At 45.2% G+C, this 18,870-nt stretch carries 16 protein-coding genes, 1 riboswitch and 1 other annotated feature; of the genes, 8 read left to right on the plus strand and 8 right to left on the minus strand.

What is annotated here, in order from left to right:
• Nucleotides 1-106: 106 nt before the first annotated feature.
• Nucleotides 107-469 carry a hypothetical protein gene (locus tag KE627_RS00620; protein WP_013728064.1) on the plus strand — a complete coding sequence of 121 codons (363 nt, stop codon included), beginning with the start codon at nt 107-109 and terminating at the stop codon, nt 467-469.
• An 88-nt stretch (nt 470-557) separates the two neighbouring features.
• Here KE627_RS00620 and KE627_RS00625 read toward each other — a convergent pair whose 3' ends face one another.
• Together KE627_RS00625 and pepV are read right to left on the minus strand one after the other, a co-directional pair.
• Nucleotides 558-1,022, minus strand: coding sequence for a universal stress protein (locus KE627_RS00625; RefSeq protein ID WP_013728065.1), 465 nt, complete (start codon nt 1,020-1,022; stop codon nt 558-560).
• A 19-nt stretch (nt 1,023-1,041) separates the two neighbouring features.
• Nucleotides 1,042-2,445 (minus strand): dipeptidase PepV, encoded by a 1,404-nt coding sequence (gene pepV / locus KE627_RS00630; RefSeq protein WP_056938746.1) that lies wholly within the window; start codon nt 2,443-2,445, stop codon nt 1,042-1,044.
• A gap of 123 nt (nt 2,446-2,568) precedes the next feature.
• Between pepV and KE627_RS00635 the strand changes: the two genes are divergently transcribed.
• Nucleotides 2,569-3,411, plus strand: coding sequence for an NAD(P)H-hydrate dehydratase (locus KE627_RS00635; protein WP_013728067.1), 843 nt, complete (start codon nt 2,569-2,571; stop codon nt 3,409-3,411).
• Between the two features lie 93 nt (nt 3,412-3,504).
• On the opposite strand, the gene KE627_RS00640 is transcribed toward KE627_RS00635, so the two are convergent.
• Nucleotides 3,505-5,154: a putative polysaccharide biosynthesis protein gene (locus KE627_RS00640; RefSeq protein ID WP_013728068.1), complete on the minus strand. Its 1,650-nt coding sequence runs from the start codon at nt 5,152-5,154 to the stop codon at nt 3,505-3,507.
• A 204-nt stretch (nt 5,155-5,358) separates the two neighbouring features.
• On the opposite strand from KE627_RS00640, the gene KE627_RS00645 reads away from it, so the two are divergent.
• Together KE627_RS00645 and KE627_RS00650 are read left to right on the plus strand one after the other, a co-directional pair.
• A complete protein-coding gene (locus KE627_RS00645) occupies nt 5,359-6,387 on the plus strand; it encodes an acyltransferase family protein (protein ID WP_013728069.1) in 1,029 nt (342 codons plus the stop codon).
• A complete protein-coding gene (locus tag KE627_RS00650) occupies nt 6,384-7,337 on the plus strand; it encodes an alpha/beta hydrolase (RefSeq protein WP_056938745.1) in 954 nt (317 codons plus the stop codon). Before KE627_RS00645 ends, KE627_RS00650 begins: the two co-directional genes overlap by 4 nt.
• A gap of 60 nt (nt 7,338-7,397) precedes the next feature.
• Here KE627_RS00650 and KE627_RS00655 read toward each other — a convergent pair whose 3' ends face one another.
• On the minus strand, nt 7,398-9,074 hold the full coding sequence (locus KE627_RS00655; RefSeq protein WP_056938744.1) for a DUF5776 domain-containing protein: 1,677 nt from the start codon (nt 9,072-9,074) through the stop codon (nt 7,398-7,400).
• Nucleotides 9,075-9,230: 156 nt separating this feature from the next.
• Nucleotides 9,231-11,651 (minus strand): leucine--tRNA ligase, encoded by a 2,421-nt coding sequence (gene leuS, locus KE627_RS00660; protein WP_056938743.1) that lies wholly within the window; start codon nt 11,649-11,651, stop codon nt 9,231-9,233.
• A 69-nt stretch (nt 11,652-11,720) separates the two neighbouring features.
• Nucleotides 11,721-11,922, minus strand: a binding site (T-box leader).
• 90 nt (nt 11,923-12,012) lie between these two features.
• Between leuS and KE627_RS00665 the strand changes: the two genes are divergently transcribed.
• Together KE627_RS00665 and mnmM are read left to right on the plus strand one after the other, a co-directional pair.
• On the plus strand, nt 12,013-12,654 hold the full coding sequence (locus KE627_RS00665) for a phosphatase PAP2 family protein (protein WP_013728073.1): 642 nt from the start codon (nt 12,013-12,015) through the stop codon (nt 12,652-12,654).
• Nucleotides 12,651-13,223, plus strand: a complete 573-nt coding sequence (mnmM, locus tag KE627_RS00670; protein ID WP_014940090.1) for a tRNA 5-(aminomethyl)-2-thiouridylate-methyltransferase MnmM — start codon at nt 12,651-12,653, stop codon at nt 13,221-13,223. The genes KE627_RS00665 and mnmM overlap by 4 nt, the downstream gene beginning before the upstream one ends.
• Here the strand turns inward: mnmM and KE627_RS00675 are convergent.
• The 3 genes from KE627_RS00675 to metK form a co-directional block, all read right to left on the minus strand.
• On the minus strand, nt 13,220-14,698 hold the full coding sequence (locus KE627_RS00675; RefSeq protein ID WP_211772860.1) for an MDR family MFS transporter: 1,479 nt from the start codon (nt 14,696-14,698) through the stop codon (nt 13,220-13,222). The two genes, mnmM and KE627_RS00675, sit on opposite strands and share 4 nt — an antisense overlap.
• Nucleotides 14,699-14,822: 124 nt before the next feature.
• On the minus strand, nt 14,823-16,094 hold the full coding sequence (locus KE627_RS00680) for an ISL3 family transposase (protein ID WP_035181568.1): 1,272 nt from the start codon (nt 16,092-16,094) through the stop codon (nt 14,823-14,825).
• Nucleotides 16,095-16,244: 150 nt separating this feature from the next.
• Nucleotides 16,245-17,435, minus strand: coding sequence for a methionine adenosyltransferase (metK, locus tag KE627_RS00685; protein WP_013728075.1), 1,191 nt, complete (start codon nt 17,433-17,435; stop codon nt 16,245-16,247).
• A riboswitch (SMK box riboswitch) is annotated at nt 17,433-17,516 on the minus strand. (Overlaps the previous gene by 3 nt.)
• A gap of 122 nt (nt 17,517-17,638) precedes the next feature.
• Between metK and KE627_RS00690 the strand changes: the two genes are divergently transcribed.
• Both KE627_RS00690 and KE627_RS00695 read left to right on the plus strand, forming a co-directional pair.
• Nucleotides 17,639-18,343: a hypothetical protein gene (locus KE627_RS00690; RefSeq protein ID WP_013728076.1), complete on the plus strand. Its 705-nt coding sequence runs from the start codon at nt 17,639-17,641 to the stop codon at nt 18,341-18,343.
• 127 nt (nt 18,344-18,470) lie between these two features.
• Nucleotides 18,471-18,824, plus strand: a complete 354-nt coding sequence (locus KE627_RS00695) for a hypothetical protein (protein WP_013728077.1) — start codon at nt 18,471-18,473, stop codon at nt 18,822-18,824.
• The last annotated feature ends 46 nt before the right edge of the window (nt 18,825-18,870 follow it).

Below are 18,870 nucleotides of genomic sequence, written 5' to 3' on the forward strand. Positions count from 1 at the left end.
CTTCGAAAAGTATAACTTTTTTGGTGGCCTGGATGCAACTTTTATTTGACTGAATCAGGCCACTCTTGGTAGGCTTGATATAAACAATATTGGGGGAGATGTAGATTTGCAAAATACAAAACAACATAAATTATCTGCCGCTCAAATTTGCGGCTGGATCGTCTGGTGGGTGATCACCATTGTCGTTTTGGCGCTGGCAATCTTTATGCTGACCAGAACGACGGATGCTGCAGGCGTTCATAACTCATGGAACTATCACATGATCGCCATTTTTCTTTTGCTGGTGTATGGAATCCAGCAAATCATTGCGTTCTTTGGTATTAAACGACTTCACTACAATGAAAGATACGTGTGGCCGATTGTTTTAATCGTGCTGGGCGTCTTGGGCAGTTTCTTGTACGTGATTCCCGGAATCTGGGGATTAATTGTTAACAATCCGCAGAAGAATCAGCCAACCAAAATTGAATGATGGACCGCAAAAGAGGTGAACCAGGTATTCTCGAAATACCGGCTCACCTCTTTTTTCATTTCAGTTGTTCTAACCGACTTGAAACCGGCTAGTCGCGATGGACCACAAACACATCACAGGGGGCTTGAGCAATAACAAAAGCTGCTGTTGACCCCATTGTCATCCGGTCAACAAAATTTGCCCCGGTGGCCCCGACAACGATTGCATCCACATGTTCGTCATCCACCAACTCGTGAGCCAATTGATTTTTGGGATCGCCTGAAGTTACAAAGGCACTGACAGCAAGTCCTCGGTCTTTTGCCATCAATTCGTATTTATGAACGAGCCGTTGAAATCTGGATTTGACCTCATCGATCGTTGATTGATTGACGTTGCCAAAACCGATCAAGGCGGCTTTTGACACCCCCAGAATTTCACGGTCGTTGATAATTGCCACAATTGTCAGCTTGGCATGGTTGTGCTCGGCAATCGTGATTGCCTGTCTAACGGCCTTGGCGGCAGTTTTTGAACCATCAATCCCAACCAGAATATTCGAATAATTAAAGTCCAACATACTAACCACCTCAATGTTTTTACTTGGCTGTCAACTCATAAATTGATTGCCCATAAATTGCCATTGCCTTGATTAAATTGGCAACCGGCTGAAACTCATTTGCCTGATGCATGGTATCTTGGGCGTTTGGGAACAATGCGCCAAACGCCACCCCACGTTTCATCAAACGGGCATAAGTACCGCCGCCGACGACTTCCGGTTTGGAATCCATATCGCCCGTCTGTTCCTGGTAAACGTGCATCAAGGTACTGACAATCGGATCACTTGGATCAACGTAGTGGGTGTCCATATTGTTGATTTCCTTAACGGTTCCATGGCGTTTATCGGCAGCCTGTTGCAAGTGAGCCAAAATTTCTTGATCATCAGTTCCTTTCGGGTAACGGAAGTTGGTGTTGACGCTGCCGCCGTGCTGCGTGTCAAATTTCATAATCCCAACGTTCATGGTTAACTCTCCCATGATGTCGTCGACGTGCGCAGCACCGATTTTGGTTGCCCGGGAATCGTCATGCAGGTCTTCAGCCAGGTAGGAAATAAATTCCTTAGCGGCCCCGTCAAATGCATAGTCATTCAAAAACTTGGCGAGATACGTGCCGGCATTGACGCCGTTCTTGGGTTCCATCGCGTGGGCAGCTTTACCGGTAATGTGCAAAGCAACGCCCTGACCGGTTGATTTGACATCACCGGCAATCGGGTTTTGATCCAAAAATTCGGTAAAGCCATCGACAAATTTTTCGTTATCACCGACTTCGACCAGCGCATCCGCAGATCCGGGAACCATGTTCAATCGCAATCCGGAATCAAATCGCTTCAAAGTGAATTCGGAACCATTTGTATGGCCAAAGGTCGTGACATAAGTGGCATTGCCCTTCTCACCATTAATCAGAGGAAATTCAGCATCTGGGGAAAAACCAAAGGTCGGTTGCGGTTCAACTTGGAAATAATGCTTCATCCCGGTCCAGTCACTTTCCTCGTCAGTTCCAATAATCAAACGAATCTTCATTTTGGGCATAATCCCATTGTCCTTCAGCATTCTCAACCCATAATAAGCGGCTAACGCAGGTCCCTTATCATCTGACGTTCCACGTCCATAGACGTTGCCATTTTTTTCCACCATTTCAAATGGATTGGTTTCCCAGCCGTCTCCAGCAGGCATAACGTCCGCATGGGCCTGCATCGCCATTGTCTGATCGCCGGAACCATACTCAATATAGCCAACAATGTTGTCGATATTTTGCGTCTTAAAGCCGTCGCGCTCCCCAAATGATAAAAATTTGAGCATCGCTTGGGTTGGCCCCTCGCCCAGTGGAAATTCATCAGTCTTGTGCTCATCGTCACGAACACTGTTAATACTGATCAATTCCTTTAAATCGTTCAAATACTCGTCTTGATAACTTTGTGCGCGCTTTTTCCAATCAACTGTCATTTTTCTCGCTCCTGTCCATTTCTTATAGTTCAATTTTATCACACTATTCAATTGGCGTTGGCAATTTGTCCACTCCAGAAATGCTATAATTAGGGTGAAAAACAGATTCGGATGGGAGATCTGATGATGGTAAATGTCAAAAAAATCACAAGTCAAATTTTAACAGATGTCATTCGTAAGCGACCGGCAGATAGTTTTAAAGGCACTTACGGCAAAATCGCTTTGATTGGCGGCAGCCAAAACTTTGGCGGTGCGATTATCATGGCCTCACTGGCAGCAGTTTATTCCGGAGCCGGCTTGGTCACCACGATTACGGACCCCAGTAATCAAACCAGTCTGCATGACTGGCTGCCCGAAGCAATGTTTGTGGATTGGAACAATTTTGATCAGGCAGAACCAATCATTAAAAGTGCCGACGTGGTGGTCATTGGGCCTGGCCTGGGAACCGATCCCAGTGCGTTGACCCTGTTGACAAAAGTCTTTCGGATTGCCGGCAGCGAACAAAAGTTAGTCATTGATGGTTCGGCACTGACATTGCTTGCTGCCAACAACTTGCCGCTGCCACAGGATTCGATCAATATTTTGACGCCGCATCAAATGGAATGGCAGCGAGTATCCGGCATTAAGATTGCCGACCAGACGCCAGAGAAAAACCAGGCAGCCGCCAAACAGCTCCACGCAATTGTGGTGGTTAAATCACATCGAACGCAAGTTTATGCGGACAACCACGTCTACGAAAACACTGGCGGCACTCCTGCCCAGGCAACGGGCGGAATGGGTGACACCTTGGCCGGAATGGTCGGGGGCTTTGCCGCCCAGTTCAAAGATCCGCAAAAAGCTGTGTTGGCGGCGGTTTATTCTCATAGTGCCATTGCTGATAAATTGGCTGAAAAGCAATATGTCGTCCTGCCCCACCAAATCAGTGAGGCTCTGCCGAAATTTATGTATAAGCATCAAGCTAAATAACTAAATTGAATCACAAAAGTCTCCATCAGCTGAATTGTCAGTGATGGAGACTTGTTTATTTTATCTTGGCTAAATATGAATGAAAACAGCTGGTTATTGGATTTTAAGCAACCGTCGCAACTTGTCACTTCGCGGGCCCAGAATCATATCGGCAATTCGACTCTTCAAGGCTAAGTATAGGTAAATCACCCCACCAACCAAAACGGCCGCCAAGGTCACGATCAGACTGACAACCCGTCCAAATGGATTACCAACCAATTGAACAACAAAATTCAATCCATAAACCGTCAACAATGCAGCAGCATACATAAACAATGAATATTTCGAAATCTTCCGAAAAGCAATGTCCAACATCCGTTTTTCAAAACCGAAATGGCGATTCAAATATATAAGAATCAACCAGTTGGCAACGGTCAAGCCAATCCCGGTGGAAAGCAGTGGCCCAAACGAACCCAAAAAATAGGTACAAGGCCACTGAAGCACAAACTTAACCACTGTTCCAACAGCAAAGAACTTAACTGCCCGTCTGTTTTGAGACAATCCCTGCATCACGGCAGAAATAACGACAAACAATCCCATCGGAATGGAAATAATGGATGAAAACGTTAGAATATTAGCGCCGAGTGCCTGATGAGTGGTGCCATAGAAGACCCGGTTAAGCGGTCCGGCAATTGCGGCCATTCCCAGGGCAGCGGGAATCATGACAAACATGAATAATGCCATCACATTGGAGTTTTGTTTGCGAATTTCGACGTTGTCCCCGCTGGTCAGCGCTTCTGAGAGCATCGGCACGGCGGTAATCGCCAAAGCAGAGGAAAGCGACACAGTAATCATAATCAATTTATTTGAGTTAACGGCAAACATTGCATATAGATCGGAGAGGGTCGCGTAGTTGTAATCAGTTGCCATCCGCATAATCTTGAAGAAAGTAAACTGGTCAATCAGCATAAAAATCGTGATTCCGGCACCCAATATAATAAAGGGCACTGCCTGCGCAATAATTTCCTGATATAATTGTTTTGCTTCAACGTGGATCTCATTATTGCTGGACAAAACCAGCTGTCGAAAATCTTCGCGGCGGCGGAAGTAATAAACGCCAAGGGTCGCCAGGCCGGCAACCGCACCAATGAAAGCAGCAAAAGTTGATTGAGAAACAGCATTGACCCAACTGCCATGCAGCACCCGCATCATAATGAAGGCTGTCAAAAGCATGTAGGCAACTCGAGCCAACTGTTCCACGAATTGGGAAATCGCTGATGGCGCCATTTGTTGGTAACCTTGGAAATAACCACGGGTGAGGCTCATCGTCGGAATAATCAAAATTGCCCATGCCAATGAATGCAAAACAGGAATGACGTTGGGATTGCCGCCGTCAATTAAGGGCGCACCAAAATACAGGATCACCGCACAGATAACTCCTGTAGCAATGGCCAACACCAAGCCCCGTTTATAAAGCCGAACGCCGACACCATACTCATTTAAGGCATTGTAATGAGCCACTTGTTTGGCGATCGCCGAGGGAATCCCGGCAATGGCGGCAATCAAGAAGAAACTGTAAATGTTATACCCGAGTCCGTACAGCGCGTTGGCTTGGAAGAAATAATTGCCAAACCAAATCCCCCAGGGAATAATATAGACTGCACCGAGAAATCGACTCAAAATACTACCGGCCGTCATCCACGCTGACCCGGATAACATCTGGTCACGCGACTTTTCCGTCAGGTTTTGATGATTATCAATCATGATTGTTCCTACTTTCGTATACTTTGACACTCGCTTCATTTTAATCAAGTTGCTAATGAATAGCAATAACGGGGTGATATATTAAAAATTACTTAAGCATCAATTGTTTTATAGAGATGTAATGAAAAAGTATTGTCATGAACACCCTAAATGCACTAGAATATTTTTATATGTGGTCTTAATAATTTTCGAGGTGAAACACTTGTGAGTAAAAAAAGAATCGAGTGGATTGACGTTGCCAAAGCGGTCGGAATTGTCGCCGTTGTTTTCGGTCACGCCATGACACGACACGGCACCATGTTCCATTTTCTTTATTGGTGGCACATGCCGATCTTCTTCATCATGGGGGGCTTTTTCTTAAAGCCAATCGTCAATAACAATTGGATCGGTTTTTTCAAGAAACGGATTTTACCACTGCTAATTTCATATTTAATCTGTGGTGGCTTTTTGATTTTACTGTCACACTTCATCAGAGGTGAAAGTTGGTCGTACACGATCTTCTACTTTGCCCGATTACTGTATGGTGGACGGACACTGAACCACTACCTCAGTGTTTTTTGGTACATTAATGTTTACCTGTTGGCCCTGGTTTTCACATCGATTGTCATTACATACGTCAAAAGCCGGGAAGCACAGATTATTGTGGCCTTTGCTTCATTAATCATTTCCACCAGTTACAAGCACATTTACTTCCTAAGTTATAAATACGTTCCCTGGGACTTCGATGTTGCTTTTATCGCCATGTTCTTCATGTTATTTGGCTATCTTTATTTCCACAAAATTCAGCAATTCGTTAAGGACCTGTGGGTGATTATTCCAGCAGCCATGCTTACCGTCTGGTTGTTTTGGATGCAGCACATGGACCGGTTCAACTTCGCGTTCTTCCTGAAGTCCAAAATCATTCACGCTTCCTATCATCACATTCCAATTTCTCGGGTTTCCTACATTACTTTTATCCCGATTATTGTTTGTTTAGTCGTTTTCAGCGCCAGTTACTATTTCTGCAAATTCATGCCCCAGTTCCTCATTAAGCCGGTTCAATTATTGGGCCAACAGACATTGGGAATTATGTATCTGCACAAGGCCGTCATCGATATCATCGATGAAGCTGGCTACAATGGTGCCATTATGGAAACAATTCTGGCGGTTTTAATTTCGTTTATCCTGTCACTTGGCTACGGCTATGTCAAACAAAAAATAAAGAATTCACGTATAAGGCGGTCAATTAGTTGATAAATTATCGGCGCTCAAGAAACTTGCGAATACTTTACTTTGTAATCGACGGGCTCATCATCTTGGGCTTCGGTTTTAACATTTGGCAGGATCAGCGTGCTTCGGATCAGCTCAAGGCCAACTATATTGACTCCAGTACGCCGACTATCTTTGTCCACGGCTGGGGGGCCACCCTTCGTTCCGAAAAAGATATGATCTCCGCGGCAGAGGTCAGTGGCGCCGCTTCAAGGCGAATGATTGTCCGCGTGAGAGCCAACGGAAAATTGTCAGTCACTGGAACCGTTAAGTCATGGATGGTGAATCCAATCATTATGGTCCGAATGGACAATAACCGCGCCGGCGAGGTTCAGTATGCTCGCTGGCTGACCAAGGTCTGCAAGTTACTCAAGCAGAAATACCATGTCAATCAATTAAACTTTGTCGGCCATTCCATGGGGGCTTACGCGGTAATCTACTATAACCTTTTGAACGGCAACCGGTCTGATTTGCCGCGAACCAATAAGTTATGTGTGATCGCCGGGCCTTATGATGGGATAATGGATAATCACAAATCTAATCAGCCGACATCAGGTCCACTGATGCAGTTATGGGATGATGCGCCCAACAAAAATCGCATTTTGCCGACTGGTAAACCCAAGATCATCCATCCTGAATACAAGTTACTCTATCGGCTGAGAAAAAATTTTCCTCGTCAAGCCAGGGTTTTGAATATCTATGGTAACTTGGGCGATGGTTCAAATTCAGATGGCGTGGTCACTAACGCTTCTGCCCTATCATTGGGTTATATTTTGCGAGATCATGTCAGTTTTTATCAAACATTTCAAGCTTTTGGTCCAAAGGCGCAACACAGTGCCCTGCACAATAACAACATTGCCGTCAATAAAATTCTAACGGAATTCCTGTGGAATAAAAATTACCAGGATAGTTCTGCGAGTGAATTAATGCAATAGCAACTCAAAAACAGCCAAAATCCATTTCGGATTTTGGCTGTTTTTCATTCATGTAGTTGATTATTTAAAGGCACTCACTAATTTACGATTAGCTGTGATATATGAACCATCGGCTAAGACAAAACGCGTTGTCAAGTGATAATGAACCATGCGTTTGACATTGACAGTCTGGCCCATTTTGTAGGTGGCAACTCTACCAGTCAAATTCTTACCTTGATAGCCATGAATGCCGGTCGGGTTGATCACTTTGATTTTTGGGTGACGACTGGCGTAATAGACTGGTCTCACATAGGTCCAGTTTGCCGTTAGGTAGCCTGTTTTGCCATGGGAAGGGCTTTGATGATTGACATCCCGTACCCGGTACCGCAACTTACCAGTAGCTGAACGAGCGTAGCCGGTTACTACAAACATGGGTCGGGCATAGCGCTTTTGAGCTGGATATCGGAAAAGTCGATTGACGGCCTTAAAATTGGGGGAACTGTATAGCCCGACCGTTTTGATGGCGTAGACGGCCATCCCTTTTACGGCGACTTTTTTGTTTGGAGTCGGTTGGGTTATTGTAGCTTGGCCTACATGCGTCGAGTTGTTCAAAATTGCGACCCCGGTTGCTCCCAGGTGGGAATCAGTCGCTGGCCGGGATGACGTGCGGACACTCTCTGTTGGCCGACTAACAGAGATTTGACTTTTTCCCGCCACATTAACCCTCGTCGAATTCGTTGGTTTTGACGGGACCACTGGCGATTGTTGTGCAACCTGGGACAAATCTGACGGAAGACTTGCAGCTTTCGTCTCGACAGGTTTAGCCGCCTGAAACACCGGTTCTTTAGTTATTAAAGTTGGTTGAGGAACCGTGGGCCGTTGTTGCTTAACTTCAACTTGGGGAGCACTTTTTTGCGCCTGATCAGTTGAGTTGACTGGTAATACCGGCGCTACATTCGAACTGGCTGGCTTTGTGTCGCCACTGTCTTGTGTCACCGGTTTGGCAGCTTCCACAAGTTTTGAATCGGTGCCTGCGTGAGAATTCGTAGACCCCTCAGCATGGTTCTGCTTTGGCCGGGTTTCTTTGACCTGCTCGGCCTGATCTGGCTGAGAAGCATTCACTGGCTGGTACCAGAATTTTACCAGGCAAGTCAGATCCCTTAATTCTCTAAAACAAAAGTTTACCGATTGATCGTTATTTTTAGTGAAATATGGGCTTTCAAAGGTTGCCTCAACCGGCTGATATCCCTGAATTTTCTTCGGCTTAATGGTTACTTGGTCAGCGTAATGCAACGTTTTGGTGGCACTGTCCAGTGTGTGACTATCTTGACGATTCATATAGTTAATATTCACCGTTGCGGTATAGAGGCCGGTACTTTCCTGACTGTATTTGAGCAGCAACGGGTGCTGCAAGTCTGCACGAAAATCTGGAACTGTATGAGAAATCGTTGTGGTTGGAACAAAGTTCTTATAAACCGGTACTTGAAAGGATCCCCCTACATTGCCGACCATCTTAATTGGCTTGACTCCGGGAATCACCTGCCAGTCACCACTGGGATCGGATTGGTACACCGGCTGAACATAAAATGTCACCCGCTGTCCCAACTCAGTCGTGCGCATGTTCGCTGCTGGGGAATCCGCGTGAGCTAACGGTGCCTGCAGCATGATTAACCCACTGGCAGCCATGAGCACTAAACTGCTCCAAAATTTAAGACTATTAGCTTTCCCCCAAGTCACTTTATCAAATTTATCCATCATCTTTCTCCTTCAACATTTTTCAAGACGACTTAACTCGTCCCGTTCGTAATATATATACGGAGAAAATGGCGGAATGTTTTTATTTTTTTGAAAATAATTCAACTGTTCAAATCAAAAACAGCTGAGGACAATTCCCCAGCTGTTTGCTTGATCACGTTAACCGACAACAATATTAACGATCTTGTTTGGAATGACAATCACTTTGCGAACAGTCTTGCCTTCCAGATAGCGTTCAACATTCTCATCACTTTTGGCAGTTTGTTCAACTTTGTCTTTATCAAGATCACGGGCTACCTTAATGTGTGAACGAACTTTCCCGTTGACTTGAACGACCATCTGAACAGTATTTTCAACTAACTTGGAAGCATCATACGTTGGCCATTTTTCATAGGTAATCGTGCCGTCATGACCCAATAGACTCCACAATTCTTCTGCAATATGTGGGGCAACCGGTGACAGGAGTTTGACGAAGCCTTCCATGTAATCAATTGGCAGTGAATCTGCCTTGTAGGCGTCGTTAACAAAGACCATCATTTGAGAAATGCCGACGTTAAACCGCATATGTTCAAAATCATCTGAAACGATTTTAACCGTCTGGTTATAAATCTTGTCCAGCTTGCCGTCGTTGATCGTGGTGACGCGGTCACGAAGATGGTTGTTATCGTCGATCAGCAATCGCCATACCCGGTCAAGCCAATGGTAGGCCCCGTGAATGCCTTCCGTGCTCCAAGGCTTGGCAGCATCGATTGGGCCCATGAACATTTCATATACCCGAAGTGTATCTGCACCATATTCATCAACAATATCATCCGGGTTGATCACGTTACCCTTTGACTTCGACATCTTTTCGTGGTTGGTTCCAAGAATCATCCCCTGGTTAACCAGTTTCTGGAACGGTTCCTTGGTTGGCACAACCCCCAAATCGTAAAGGAACTTGTGCCAGAATCTTGCATATAGCAAATGTAGAACGGCATGTTCAGCCCCGCCGACGTATAAGTCGACTGGTGACCAGTACTTCAACTTTTCAGGCGAAGCGATCGCCTGGTCGTTATGGGGATCCATGTAACGCAGCCAGTACCATGAACTACCGGCCCACTGTGGCATCGTGTTGGTTTCACGTTTGCCTTTACGGCCGTTTTTATCAACCACGTTGACCCAGTCATCCAAGTTAGCGAGTGGGCTTTCCTTGCCACCAGAGGTTTGAATATCTTTGGCCTTTGGCAATCGAAGCGGCAGCTCATCTTCAGGAACCAGCGTCGTTTCGCCATCTTCCCAATGAATTACTGGAATTGGTTCACCCCAGTATCGTTGACGGCTGAAAATCCAGTCACGCAGCCGGTAGTTGACCTTTTCATGACCGGCTTTATGATCAGTTAACCAATCGATGGCTGCCTTAATGGCGTCATCTTTGCCCATGCCATCCATGAAGCCGGAGTTGAAGTGAGAACCGTCACCCGTATAGGCAGCTTCGTCGGTATTACCACCTTCAATGACAGGAACAATCGGCAGTCCAAATTTCTTGGCAAAGTCATAATCACGATCATCATGGGCTGGAACGGCCATGATGGCACCGGTTCCGTATGATTCAAGAACGTAATCGCCAATCCAGATTGGCACTTCTTTACCAGTCATTGGATTAATCCCATAGGCACCAGTGAAGACCCCACTCTTATCTTTGTTCAAATCGGTTCGTTCAAGATCGGATTTGCGGGAAACTTCTTCTTGATAAGCTTTGACTTCAGCTGCTTGTTCAGGGGTGGTAATCTTTGAAACCAGCTCGTGTTCCGGAGCCAGCACCATGTAAGTTGCCCCAAACAGGGTGTCAGGACGGGTGGTGAACACTTCAACCTTGTCATCAGGATGACCTTTGACCTCAAAGAACACGCTGGCACCACGCGAGCGGCCGATCCAGTTGCGTTGTTGTTCCTTAATACTTTCAGGCCAATCCAGGTCGTCCAAGTCATCAATCAATCGATCAGCGTAAGCCGTGATCTTGAGGACCCATTGGCGCATCGGCACCCGATAAACCGGATAGCCGCCACGTTCAGTCTTACCGTCAACGACTTCCTCGTTGGCAACAACGGTCCCACCCATAAAATCAGGGGCCCAGTTAACTTCAATATTGTCTTCATAAGCCAATCCGCGTTTGTATAATTCTTCAAAAATCCATTGGGTCCATTTGTAATAACTTGGGTCGGTGGTGTTAATTTCACGATCCCAATCATATGAGAATCCAAGTGAACGAATTTGGCGTTTGAAAGTTTTGATGTTCTTAGCTGTAAAGTCCCGCGGGTTATGCCCCGTCTTCAATGCATACTGTTCTGCAGGTAATCCAAAAGCATCCCATCCCATTGGGTGAAGAACATTTTTCCCCTGCATCCGCTTCATTCTAGCCATAATATCCGTAGCTGTGTAGCCTTCAGGATGCCCAACGTGCAGGCCCTGACCCGATGGATAAGGGAACATATCCAAGACATAGTATTTGTCTTTGTCAGCAACTTCTTCAGTCTTAAATGTCTTGTGTTCTTTCCAGTAATGCTGCCATTTGCGCTCAATTACCTCATGATTGTATGCCATTTTGCAACTTCCACCTTTCATATTTCTCAATCAATGAAAAAAGTCCCATAAGAAACCAGACTGGGCTTCTTATAGGACGATTTATCGCGGTACCACCTATATTCTCAATTACTTGAGCTCTCGAATCAATAACGGCGACAAACCGGCTTGATTTACTTCGTTCGACCAAGCATTCGACGATGAGTTCGCCACGACCTGTTCTGAGTTCACAGCAGCCACTCAGTTTCTGGAAAACAGGCAGTTGGTTACTAATTCGTCTCTGCATTTTCACAAATTGAAATTATTGCTTATTATCATACCAAAACAGGTCTTAAAAAACAACTGCTCAGCGTGCTATAATTTTATTATTGGAGTTGAAAACATGAAAAAACAATCACAAAAAATTTCAAGCACCGTTAGTTTGGTTTCACTGGTCATCTTTTTGGTTCTGACTTACGGCGTCGTCTTACATAAAGAATGGATCAATACCTTTGACACCTACTTCGGCCACATGGTCAGAAGCTTTCAAACGCCCTCGCTAACCAGCTTCATGATTCATTTTACCGAGCTGGGAAATTATCAGTCACTATTGGGGTTCACAATCGGTGCCGGTTTGATTTTATTTTTGGTTCGCAAAATCAAGTCAGCCTTATTCCTGTTGATTAACGGCGTCGTCTTGGCAGCCCCAATTGATACCCTGGTCAAACACATGGTTAACCGGCCGCGACCATCCCTGACCCATCTGGTGGCTGTTCACAGCAGTAGTTTCCCCAGTGGTCACTCAATGAGTATCATGGTGGTTGCCGGCAGCCTGATTTTGCTGGCCAACCGCATGCTTAAAGGAAGTAGCCAACGGCTGATCGTTGATCTGATTTTGATCATCATGATTGTCGGTATCGGTATCAGCCGGATATATGTTGGCGTTCATTATGCCAGTGACGTTCTGGGTGGCTGGAGTCTTGGCCTAGTGACCTTAATGGTGTCACAATGGGTATTTAATCGATTCGCAGGAGGTATCTCATGAAAATCAAATCAGCATTGGAATATAGCCATGAACTGTTATCAGAAACTGTCGATTCCGGAGATACCGTCGTTGACTGTACCATGGGTAACGGTCACGACACCCTGTTTTTAGCCAATTTAGTTGGCAAACAAGGCACCGTGTATGGATTTGATATTCAAGCCCAGGCAGTTGAAAATACCAAAGCACTTCTAAAAACCAATCACGTTCGCACCAAAAATGTCTACCTGTACAATATCAGTCATGCCAAAGTTGATGAAATTTTACCATACGAGACCATGATTTCCGGCGCCATCTTCAATCTCGGCTATCTGCCGGGCGGCGATAAGACGATTGTCACCTACCCTGAAACGACGATTGCGGCGATTAAAGGCTGCCTCAACCATTTGTGCCATAATGGCGTGATCGTCGTGGTTGCCTACTACGGTCACCCAGGCGGCGAACGCGAAAAAAACACCGTCCTCGAATTTGGCAGTCAACTCGACCAAAAACGATACAGTGTTTTGAAATACAGCTTCTTAAATCAGCAGCATTTTCCACCAATATTGATGGCGATTCAGCGGATCGATTAATTGATTCGCTGTTTTTTATTTTTGCGGTCAAACAAATTGCAGATATAGGCAATGATAATCAGAATCAGGCCGACCACAAAGACATTATGCAGGGAATTGTACAAAATATTTCGCAACTGCGGCAAAATTTTGTCACTTAACTGATTGGCAGTCAATGGGTTAATCAGTTTGTCCATCATTTTCAAGGACGTATGTTCCGTTTGCCGAACCCCACGCAGCATGGTGGTGTTCATGACGATACCAAAGATTGAAATCATCAGTGTCTGACCCAGCGTTCGGCACAAAGTATTAAAGGAAGTTGCCACACCAATCTGAGTTGGTTTAACCTCATTTTGAACGCTAATAATCGACGTTGTCACCGTTAAGCCAAAGCCGGTCCCACAGATCATTGAAATCCCCAAGAAGGCCACAAACGGCGTATATGCCGGAATCAGCACCATAATAATGGCCCCAACCAAGATAAAGAAGAGACTGAGGTTAATAATGCGGTAAGGTGACGTCCTGGCCAGCAATTTACCGGCCAAAAATGAGCCGACAATCCACATCAGGGAACTCGGCGTCACCGCAAACCCGGCCATCGATGCCCGCAGGCCCAAAATTCCCTGGGTCCAGTCCGGCAGATAAACTTCGTAGCCGATCAGAAAGCCACTGACCAAAAAAACCACGATATTTTGAACGACGAAGGTCCGATTATCAAATAGTTCCATCGGAATTAACGGATCGGCCGCCAGTCTTTCTGTCCGAATAAACATGACGGTGGCGATCACCGTAACCAAGAAGCAGACCGCAACGATCTGCCAGTTGATCGGATCCTGGCCGACCAACTGGAACGCATACATAACTGCCAACAGCATCATCGTCAGCCAAGTCGTCCCGGCAATGTCCATTTTAGTGGTACTGTGGCGTTTGTCTTCATGCAGAAAAATTTGGACCATGAACATGACAATCAGCCCAATTGGTAAATTGATAAAGAAAATCCAGTGCCAGCTCAAGTGATCAACAATGAAACCACCTAATAGTGGCGCGATCACAGAAGCAATTCCCCAAGCAGACGAGTTCAGGCCCAACACCTGAGCGCGCTTTTCCAGGGGATAAATATCGGCGATAATCGTATTGGAAATCGGCATGATGGAGCCGGCTCCAACCCCTTGAACCGCCCGCCAAAAGATCAAAACCACCATCGAGTGCGATAACCCGGACATCACCGACCCAAAGACAAAGATCAAAATCCCGCCAATAAACATTGGCTTTCGGCCAATACTGTCGGCCAATTTACCATAGATTGGCGTCGCAATTGCATTGGTTAACAGAAAAATGGAAAAGACCCAATTCATTAGGGAAACTCCCCGCAGGTCACCGACAATCGTCGGCATGGCAGTCGAAACAATTGTCCCTTCAATTGCGGCCATAAAGGTGGCCACAAAGAGGGCAATCGTTACTAAGGTTACATTACTTTTGGTTGCTGTTTTCGTCATGAAATGACCTCTTTTCTTTAAAATTAAACAAAAAAATGCCCTTGAATTTTCAAGGGCGTTTTGCTTGTCAGCTGTTTAGGTTCTTCGTCAACTGTTGTTGGTGAACAAAATATTGGAGTTCTAATCACTTGGTGATTAGAGCTCTTTTTGTATGAACTCGAAAAGCGAACAGCACTCTTAGCCGGAATCTGAAGAAGTTTCGGTAACCAAATCCAGTGCGTTTAATGACTTTAATCTTGTTGTTTGAACCTTCTAAGGGCCCGTTGGTGTAATGGTGAGTAAAGGTATTGCCAATTTCATCATGATGAGTCGCTAGGGTCTGGAGGGTTGCCAACATCTCTTCCGAGCAGCCCTCTAAGTGATGGAATACTTGATTATAGTTGGGCCAATCACGGTTTTTGATGGTTTCACGTAACCGATTCATCACGTTGTAAGTTTGCTTGAGCTCGGGATCAATGTCCAATAAAGCATCAACCACATCAGTGGCAGTCGCTGGATAAGGGAAGTTTGTCCACTTACGGAAAGCTTCGTAGTTGAGGTGATTTTCCGGCGTTAATAATAGTTTCCAATAGCGTTTTAGGGCGTGATACTCGCGTGAGGAAGTCGCCAGGGTTTTCATGAGGCGCACCCGCGTCTTATTAAAAGCTCGATTTAAAGCGTTAACCAAGTGGAACGGATCGATGACAACGATGGCGTTCGGAAAGATCTGCCCCACCAATTTGGGATAGGTATAGTTCATATCGGTGACGATAATTTTCACATTTTCTCGCGCAGCCTGGTCGTAATGCTGGAAATACTTTTGAAGCTGATAGATGGTCCTAAAGGGTAACAGGTCGATCAATTCGTGGGTTTCCGCATCCATAAATTCAAAGCTCATCGCGTCGGTGGCGCTCTTAGTGCTTTTAACTTCGTCCATGAGGAGAACTTTTGGTAAATAGTGCCAGTTGGTTTGAAAGTCCCGTTCAGCGCGCAAGAGCTGCCGACCAACGAATGAATCCGAAGTGGATAACTCATCGGCAATGTGTTTGAGCGAAACCGGTTCGGTCAGTTTTTCTAAGCATTGTTTGCGGGTCGTATTTGAAATCGTGCAGTGTTTCGGCACCGCATTCGTCTGCGCCAGGAAATTGGTATGACAAGCCTTACAGTGAAAGTTTCGCCGATTGAGACACAGGATAACGGTGCTGCCCAATGTTTTTGCGAATCTAATGGTGGTCTTCCGCCAACCATAGCCAATAATTTGGTGATCATTGATAATCCCACAATTGCGGCATGCCTTGGGGGTGTAGTTTAGGGACCCCACCAATCGAATCACTCCATCATCACCCACTTGTCCTTCCTCAATTATTAAGTGTTCATCATCTATTCCTAACAACATTTTCGTAGTATCATTTGACATAGGGCATTTCCTTTCTTGACTTAATTCTGTGGTGGGAGCAAGTTAACGGACGGGAGATGTCCGCTTTTTTATTCTAATGATAAACAAAAAATCTGTCATCAGTAATAGATAAAAATCTATTACCAACAACAGATATTGTAGAACCGCTGTTTATAACTTGAAATAGTCTTTTAACGCATCAACCTTATCGGTATGCTCCCATGGAAGATCAATATCGGTTCTTCCAAAGTGACCATACGCTGCGGTCTGTTCATAAATTGGTCGTTTTAAGTCCAGCATTTTGATAATTCCTGCCGGGCGAAGATCAAATAATGCTCGCGTGGCATCAATCAATTGATCTTCAGGCACTTTACCGGTACCAAATGTATTAATGTCGATTGAAACGGGCTTGGCAACCCCGATGGCATATGCCAACTGGATTTCAGCTTCGCTTGCCAAACCGGCGGCAACAATGTTCTTAGCAATGTATCGCGCCGCATAACTCGCCGAACGGTCAACTTTGGTAGCATCCTTTCCTGAAAAGGCACCGCCACCATGGTGGGCGTAACCACCATAGGTATCAACGATAATCTTACGTCCGGTTAACCCGGCATCCCCTTGAGGACCACCAATGACAAACCGGCCGGTTGGATTAACCAGATAACGGGTCTTGTCGTCAAGATACTTGGCAGGAATCACCTGTTTGATGATTTGGTTGATCACATCGGTCCGAACTTGATCCAATCGGACACCATCGTCATGCTGAGTGCTTAAGACGACCGTGTCAACTCGGACCGGCTTGGCGTTGTCATCATACTCAACGGTGACTTCAGCCTTGGCATCCGGTCCCAGATAACCAATCTCGCCACTCTTACGCAAGTCTGCCTGCTTTCTCATCAGCTTGTGGGCTAATGAAATCGGCAACGGCATTAACTCGGGTGTCTCATCAATGGCATAGCCAAACATGAGGCCTTGGTCACCGGCACCGATTTGATCCAACGGGTCGGTATTGCCTTCACGTTGCTCCAAAGCGTCATCAACACCTAAGGCAATATCAGGTGATTGACCATCAAGGGCAACGATAACACCACATGAATCACCATCAAAGCCGTAACGGCCATCGGCATAGCCGATTCGCTTAATCGTGTTGCGAACGACTTTTTGAATATCCACATAAGCAGTCGTGGAAATTTCACCGAAAACAAACACCAGTCCGGTGGTGACTGAGGTTTCGCATGCTACCCGAGCATCCGGGTCTTTTGCTAACAAGGCATCCAGAATTGCATCACTAATCTGATCCGCAATTTTATCCGGATGGCCTTCTGAAACTGATTCCGAAGTAAATAAATGTTTTTCGCGCATTCTATTTTCCCCCTATTATTTTTTAAGGTTACAAGGCTTCTTCACGCATCACGTGAATCCTATCGGGAACTCATAACTCTACAATCTTATCATATTTGATTTGCTTTTCAAGCCTTATTTTCAGCTGTCCATTGACCATCTGACAGAAAACCAGTAGGATTATTTTTATAATTAGCTATTAAAAATGTGAGGAAGTTGAGGATTTGTTAAAATTTGACCGCTCCATTTTAATTCAATCAGGACTGCGCGCCGTCAGCATGGTCTTTATCTGGATGCTATTTGCCAATATCTCGTTAAAGGGATTTTTCGTCAATCCGCGTCTTCTGCATCTCTTGGTGATCGGGTTCGTGTTTGCCGTTTTATTGACCGTTGTTAGCCGACCACGCAAAAATGCCGTCATGATCATCTTAACCGATATTTTGCTGGGTATCTTATTGGCGTCGCTGTACCTCGATACGCCAAGCATTAACGTCTGGCTGATTCTGATCGGCTTTTTGCTCGCCAACCTGCTGTTAGTCTCTAATTTAATCGATGAACCTCACTGTCGTTGGATTATTTATGGGTTCATTTCCGGAACCGGAATTGTCTTGTTGTTCACAACGACCTACCATCACTATTTTTCGCTGGTCTCACTGATGTATATCACCCTGATGATTTTCGCGAATATTTTCTTTTCCTACTACGCCTTTATGAAGCAAAACAATCAGCTGTCCATAATGATCGTGTCGGTGCTGATTTTAATGTTGTGTCTCACACTCAACATCTCATTTGTTAAAATCATTCTTATCGCTGGCATTCTGGCATTCTACGCTTATTTTGAATCCCGGGTTAATTTCCGTAATTTTGAAAAACGGGCCAATGTTTCGACGGTTTCCTTCCTGTTGTTTTCAATGCTGGTCTGTTTTTAAGGTTCATTTATTATAATTTTGTTAATATGGTTAATTTTAAGAAAAGAATCACCAACTTTGTCACCCACCTTCATTCAATCGTGTAGTATGGCGTTGATTGATAAATTCGACAAGGACGGTGACAAGCGTGAACATTAAAGTAGTTGGTGATATCCGAGTAGGCAAAATACAACCCTCATTAACTGGGAATCCCATTGTTGACGATGTCCTCATTCAACATTTTTGTGATCGACTCAAAGAAAAATTAAATTCACTGCAACCATCCGTTGATATTATTCCCGACCATTTCTTCGATGCTACCAAGCCATGTGCCGACATCATTTTGATGGACAGGCGCATCATCGATGATCTCCCCGACGAACTGCTGATGAACTTTAAAATAATCGACATTGACCATAATGATATTTTACGAGGTAACATTACTGAGGCTGTGAACGCACTCAAACGATATGATTCCGGCAAGCACGTTTTTGCGATGTAGTCGTGAAACTTACCCGTCGGTATTTGCAAATTGCATCATACAAAAA

It is taken from the genome of Lentilactobacillus buchneri (assembly GCF_018314255.1).
GTDB lineage: Bacteria > Bacillota > Bacilli > Lactobacillales > Lactobacillaceae > Lentilactobacillus > Lentilactobacillus buchneri.

Excerpts from the sequence above, each read along its gene's own strand:
- KE627_RS00680 (WP_035181568.1), bottom strand. The coding sequence starts at position 16,094 with ATGTCAAATGATACTACGAAAATGTTGTTAGGAATAGATGATGAACAC.
- KE627_RS00655 (WP_056938744.1), bottom strand. The coding sequence starts at position 9,074 with ATGATGGATAAATTTGATAAAGTGACTTGGGGGAAAGCTAATAGTCTT.
- mnmM (WP_014940090.1), top strand. The coding sequence starts at position 12,651 with ATGAAAATCAAATCAGCATTGGAATATAGCCATGAACTGTTATCAGAA.
- pepV (WP_056938746.1), bottom strand. The coding sequence starts at position 2,445 with ATGACAGTTGATTGGAAAAAGCGCGCACAAAGTTATCAAGACGAGTAT.
- KE627_RS00635 (WP_013728067.1), top strand. The coding sequence starts at position 2,569 with ATGATGGTAAATGTCAAAAAAATCACAAGTCAAATTTTAACAGATGTC.
- KE627_RS00665 (WP_013728073.1), top strand. The coding sequence starts at position 12,013 with ATGAAAAAACAATCACAAAAAATTTCAAGCACCGTTAGTTTGGTTTCA.
- KE627_RS00675 (WP_211772860.1), bottom strand. The coding sequence starts at position 14,698 with ATGACGAAAACAGCAACCAAAAGTAATGTAACCTTAGTAACGATTGCC.
- KE627_RS00640 (WP_013728068.1), bottom strand. The coding sequence starts at position 5,154 with ATGATTGATAATCATCAAAACCTGACGGAAAAGTCGCGTGACCAGATG.
- KE627_RS00625 (WP_013728065.1), bottom strand. The coding sequence starts at position 1,022 with ATGTTGGACTTTAATTATTCGAATATTCTGGTTGGGATTGATGGTTCA.
- metK (WP_013728075.1), bottom strand. The coding sequence starts at position 17,435 with ATGCGCGAAAAACATTTATTTACTTCGGAATCAGTTTCAGAAGGCCAT.
- leuS (WP_056938743.1), bottom strand. The coding sequence starts at position 11,651 with ATGGCATACAATCATGAGGTAATTGAGCGCAAATGGCAGCATTACTGG.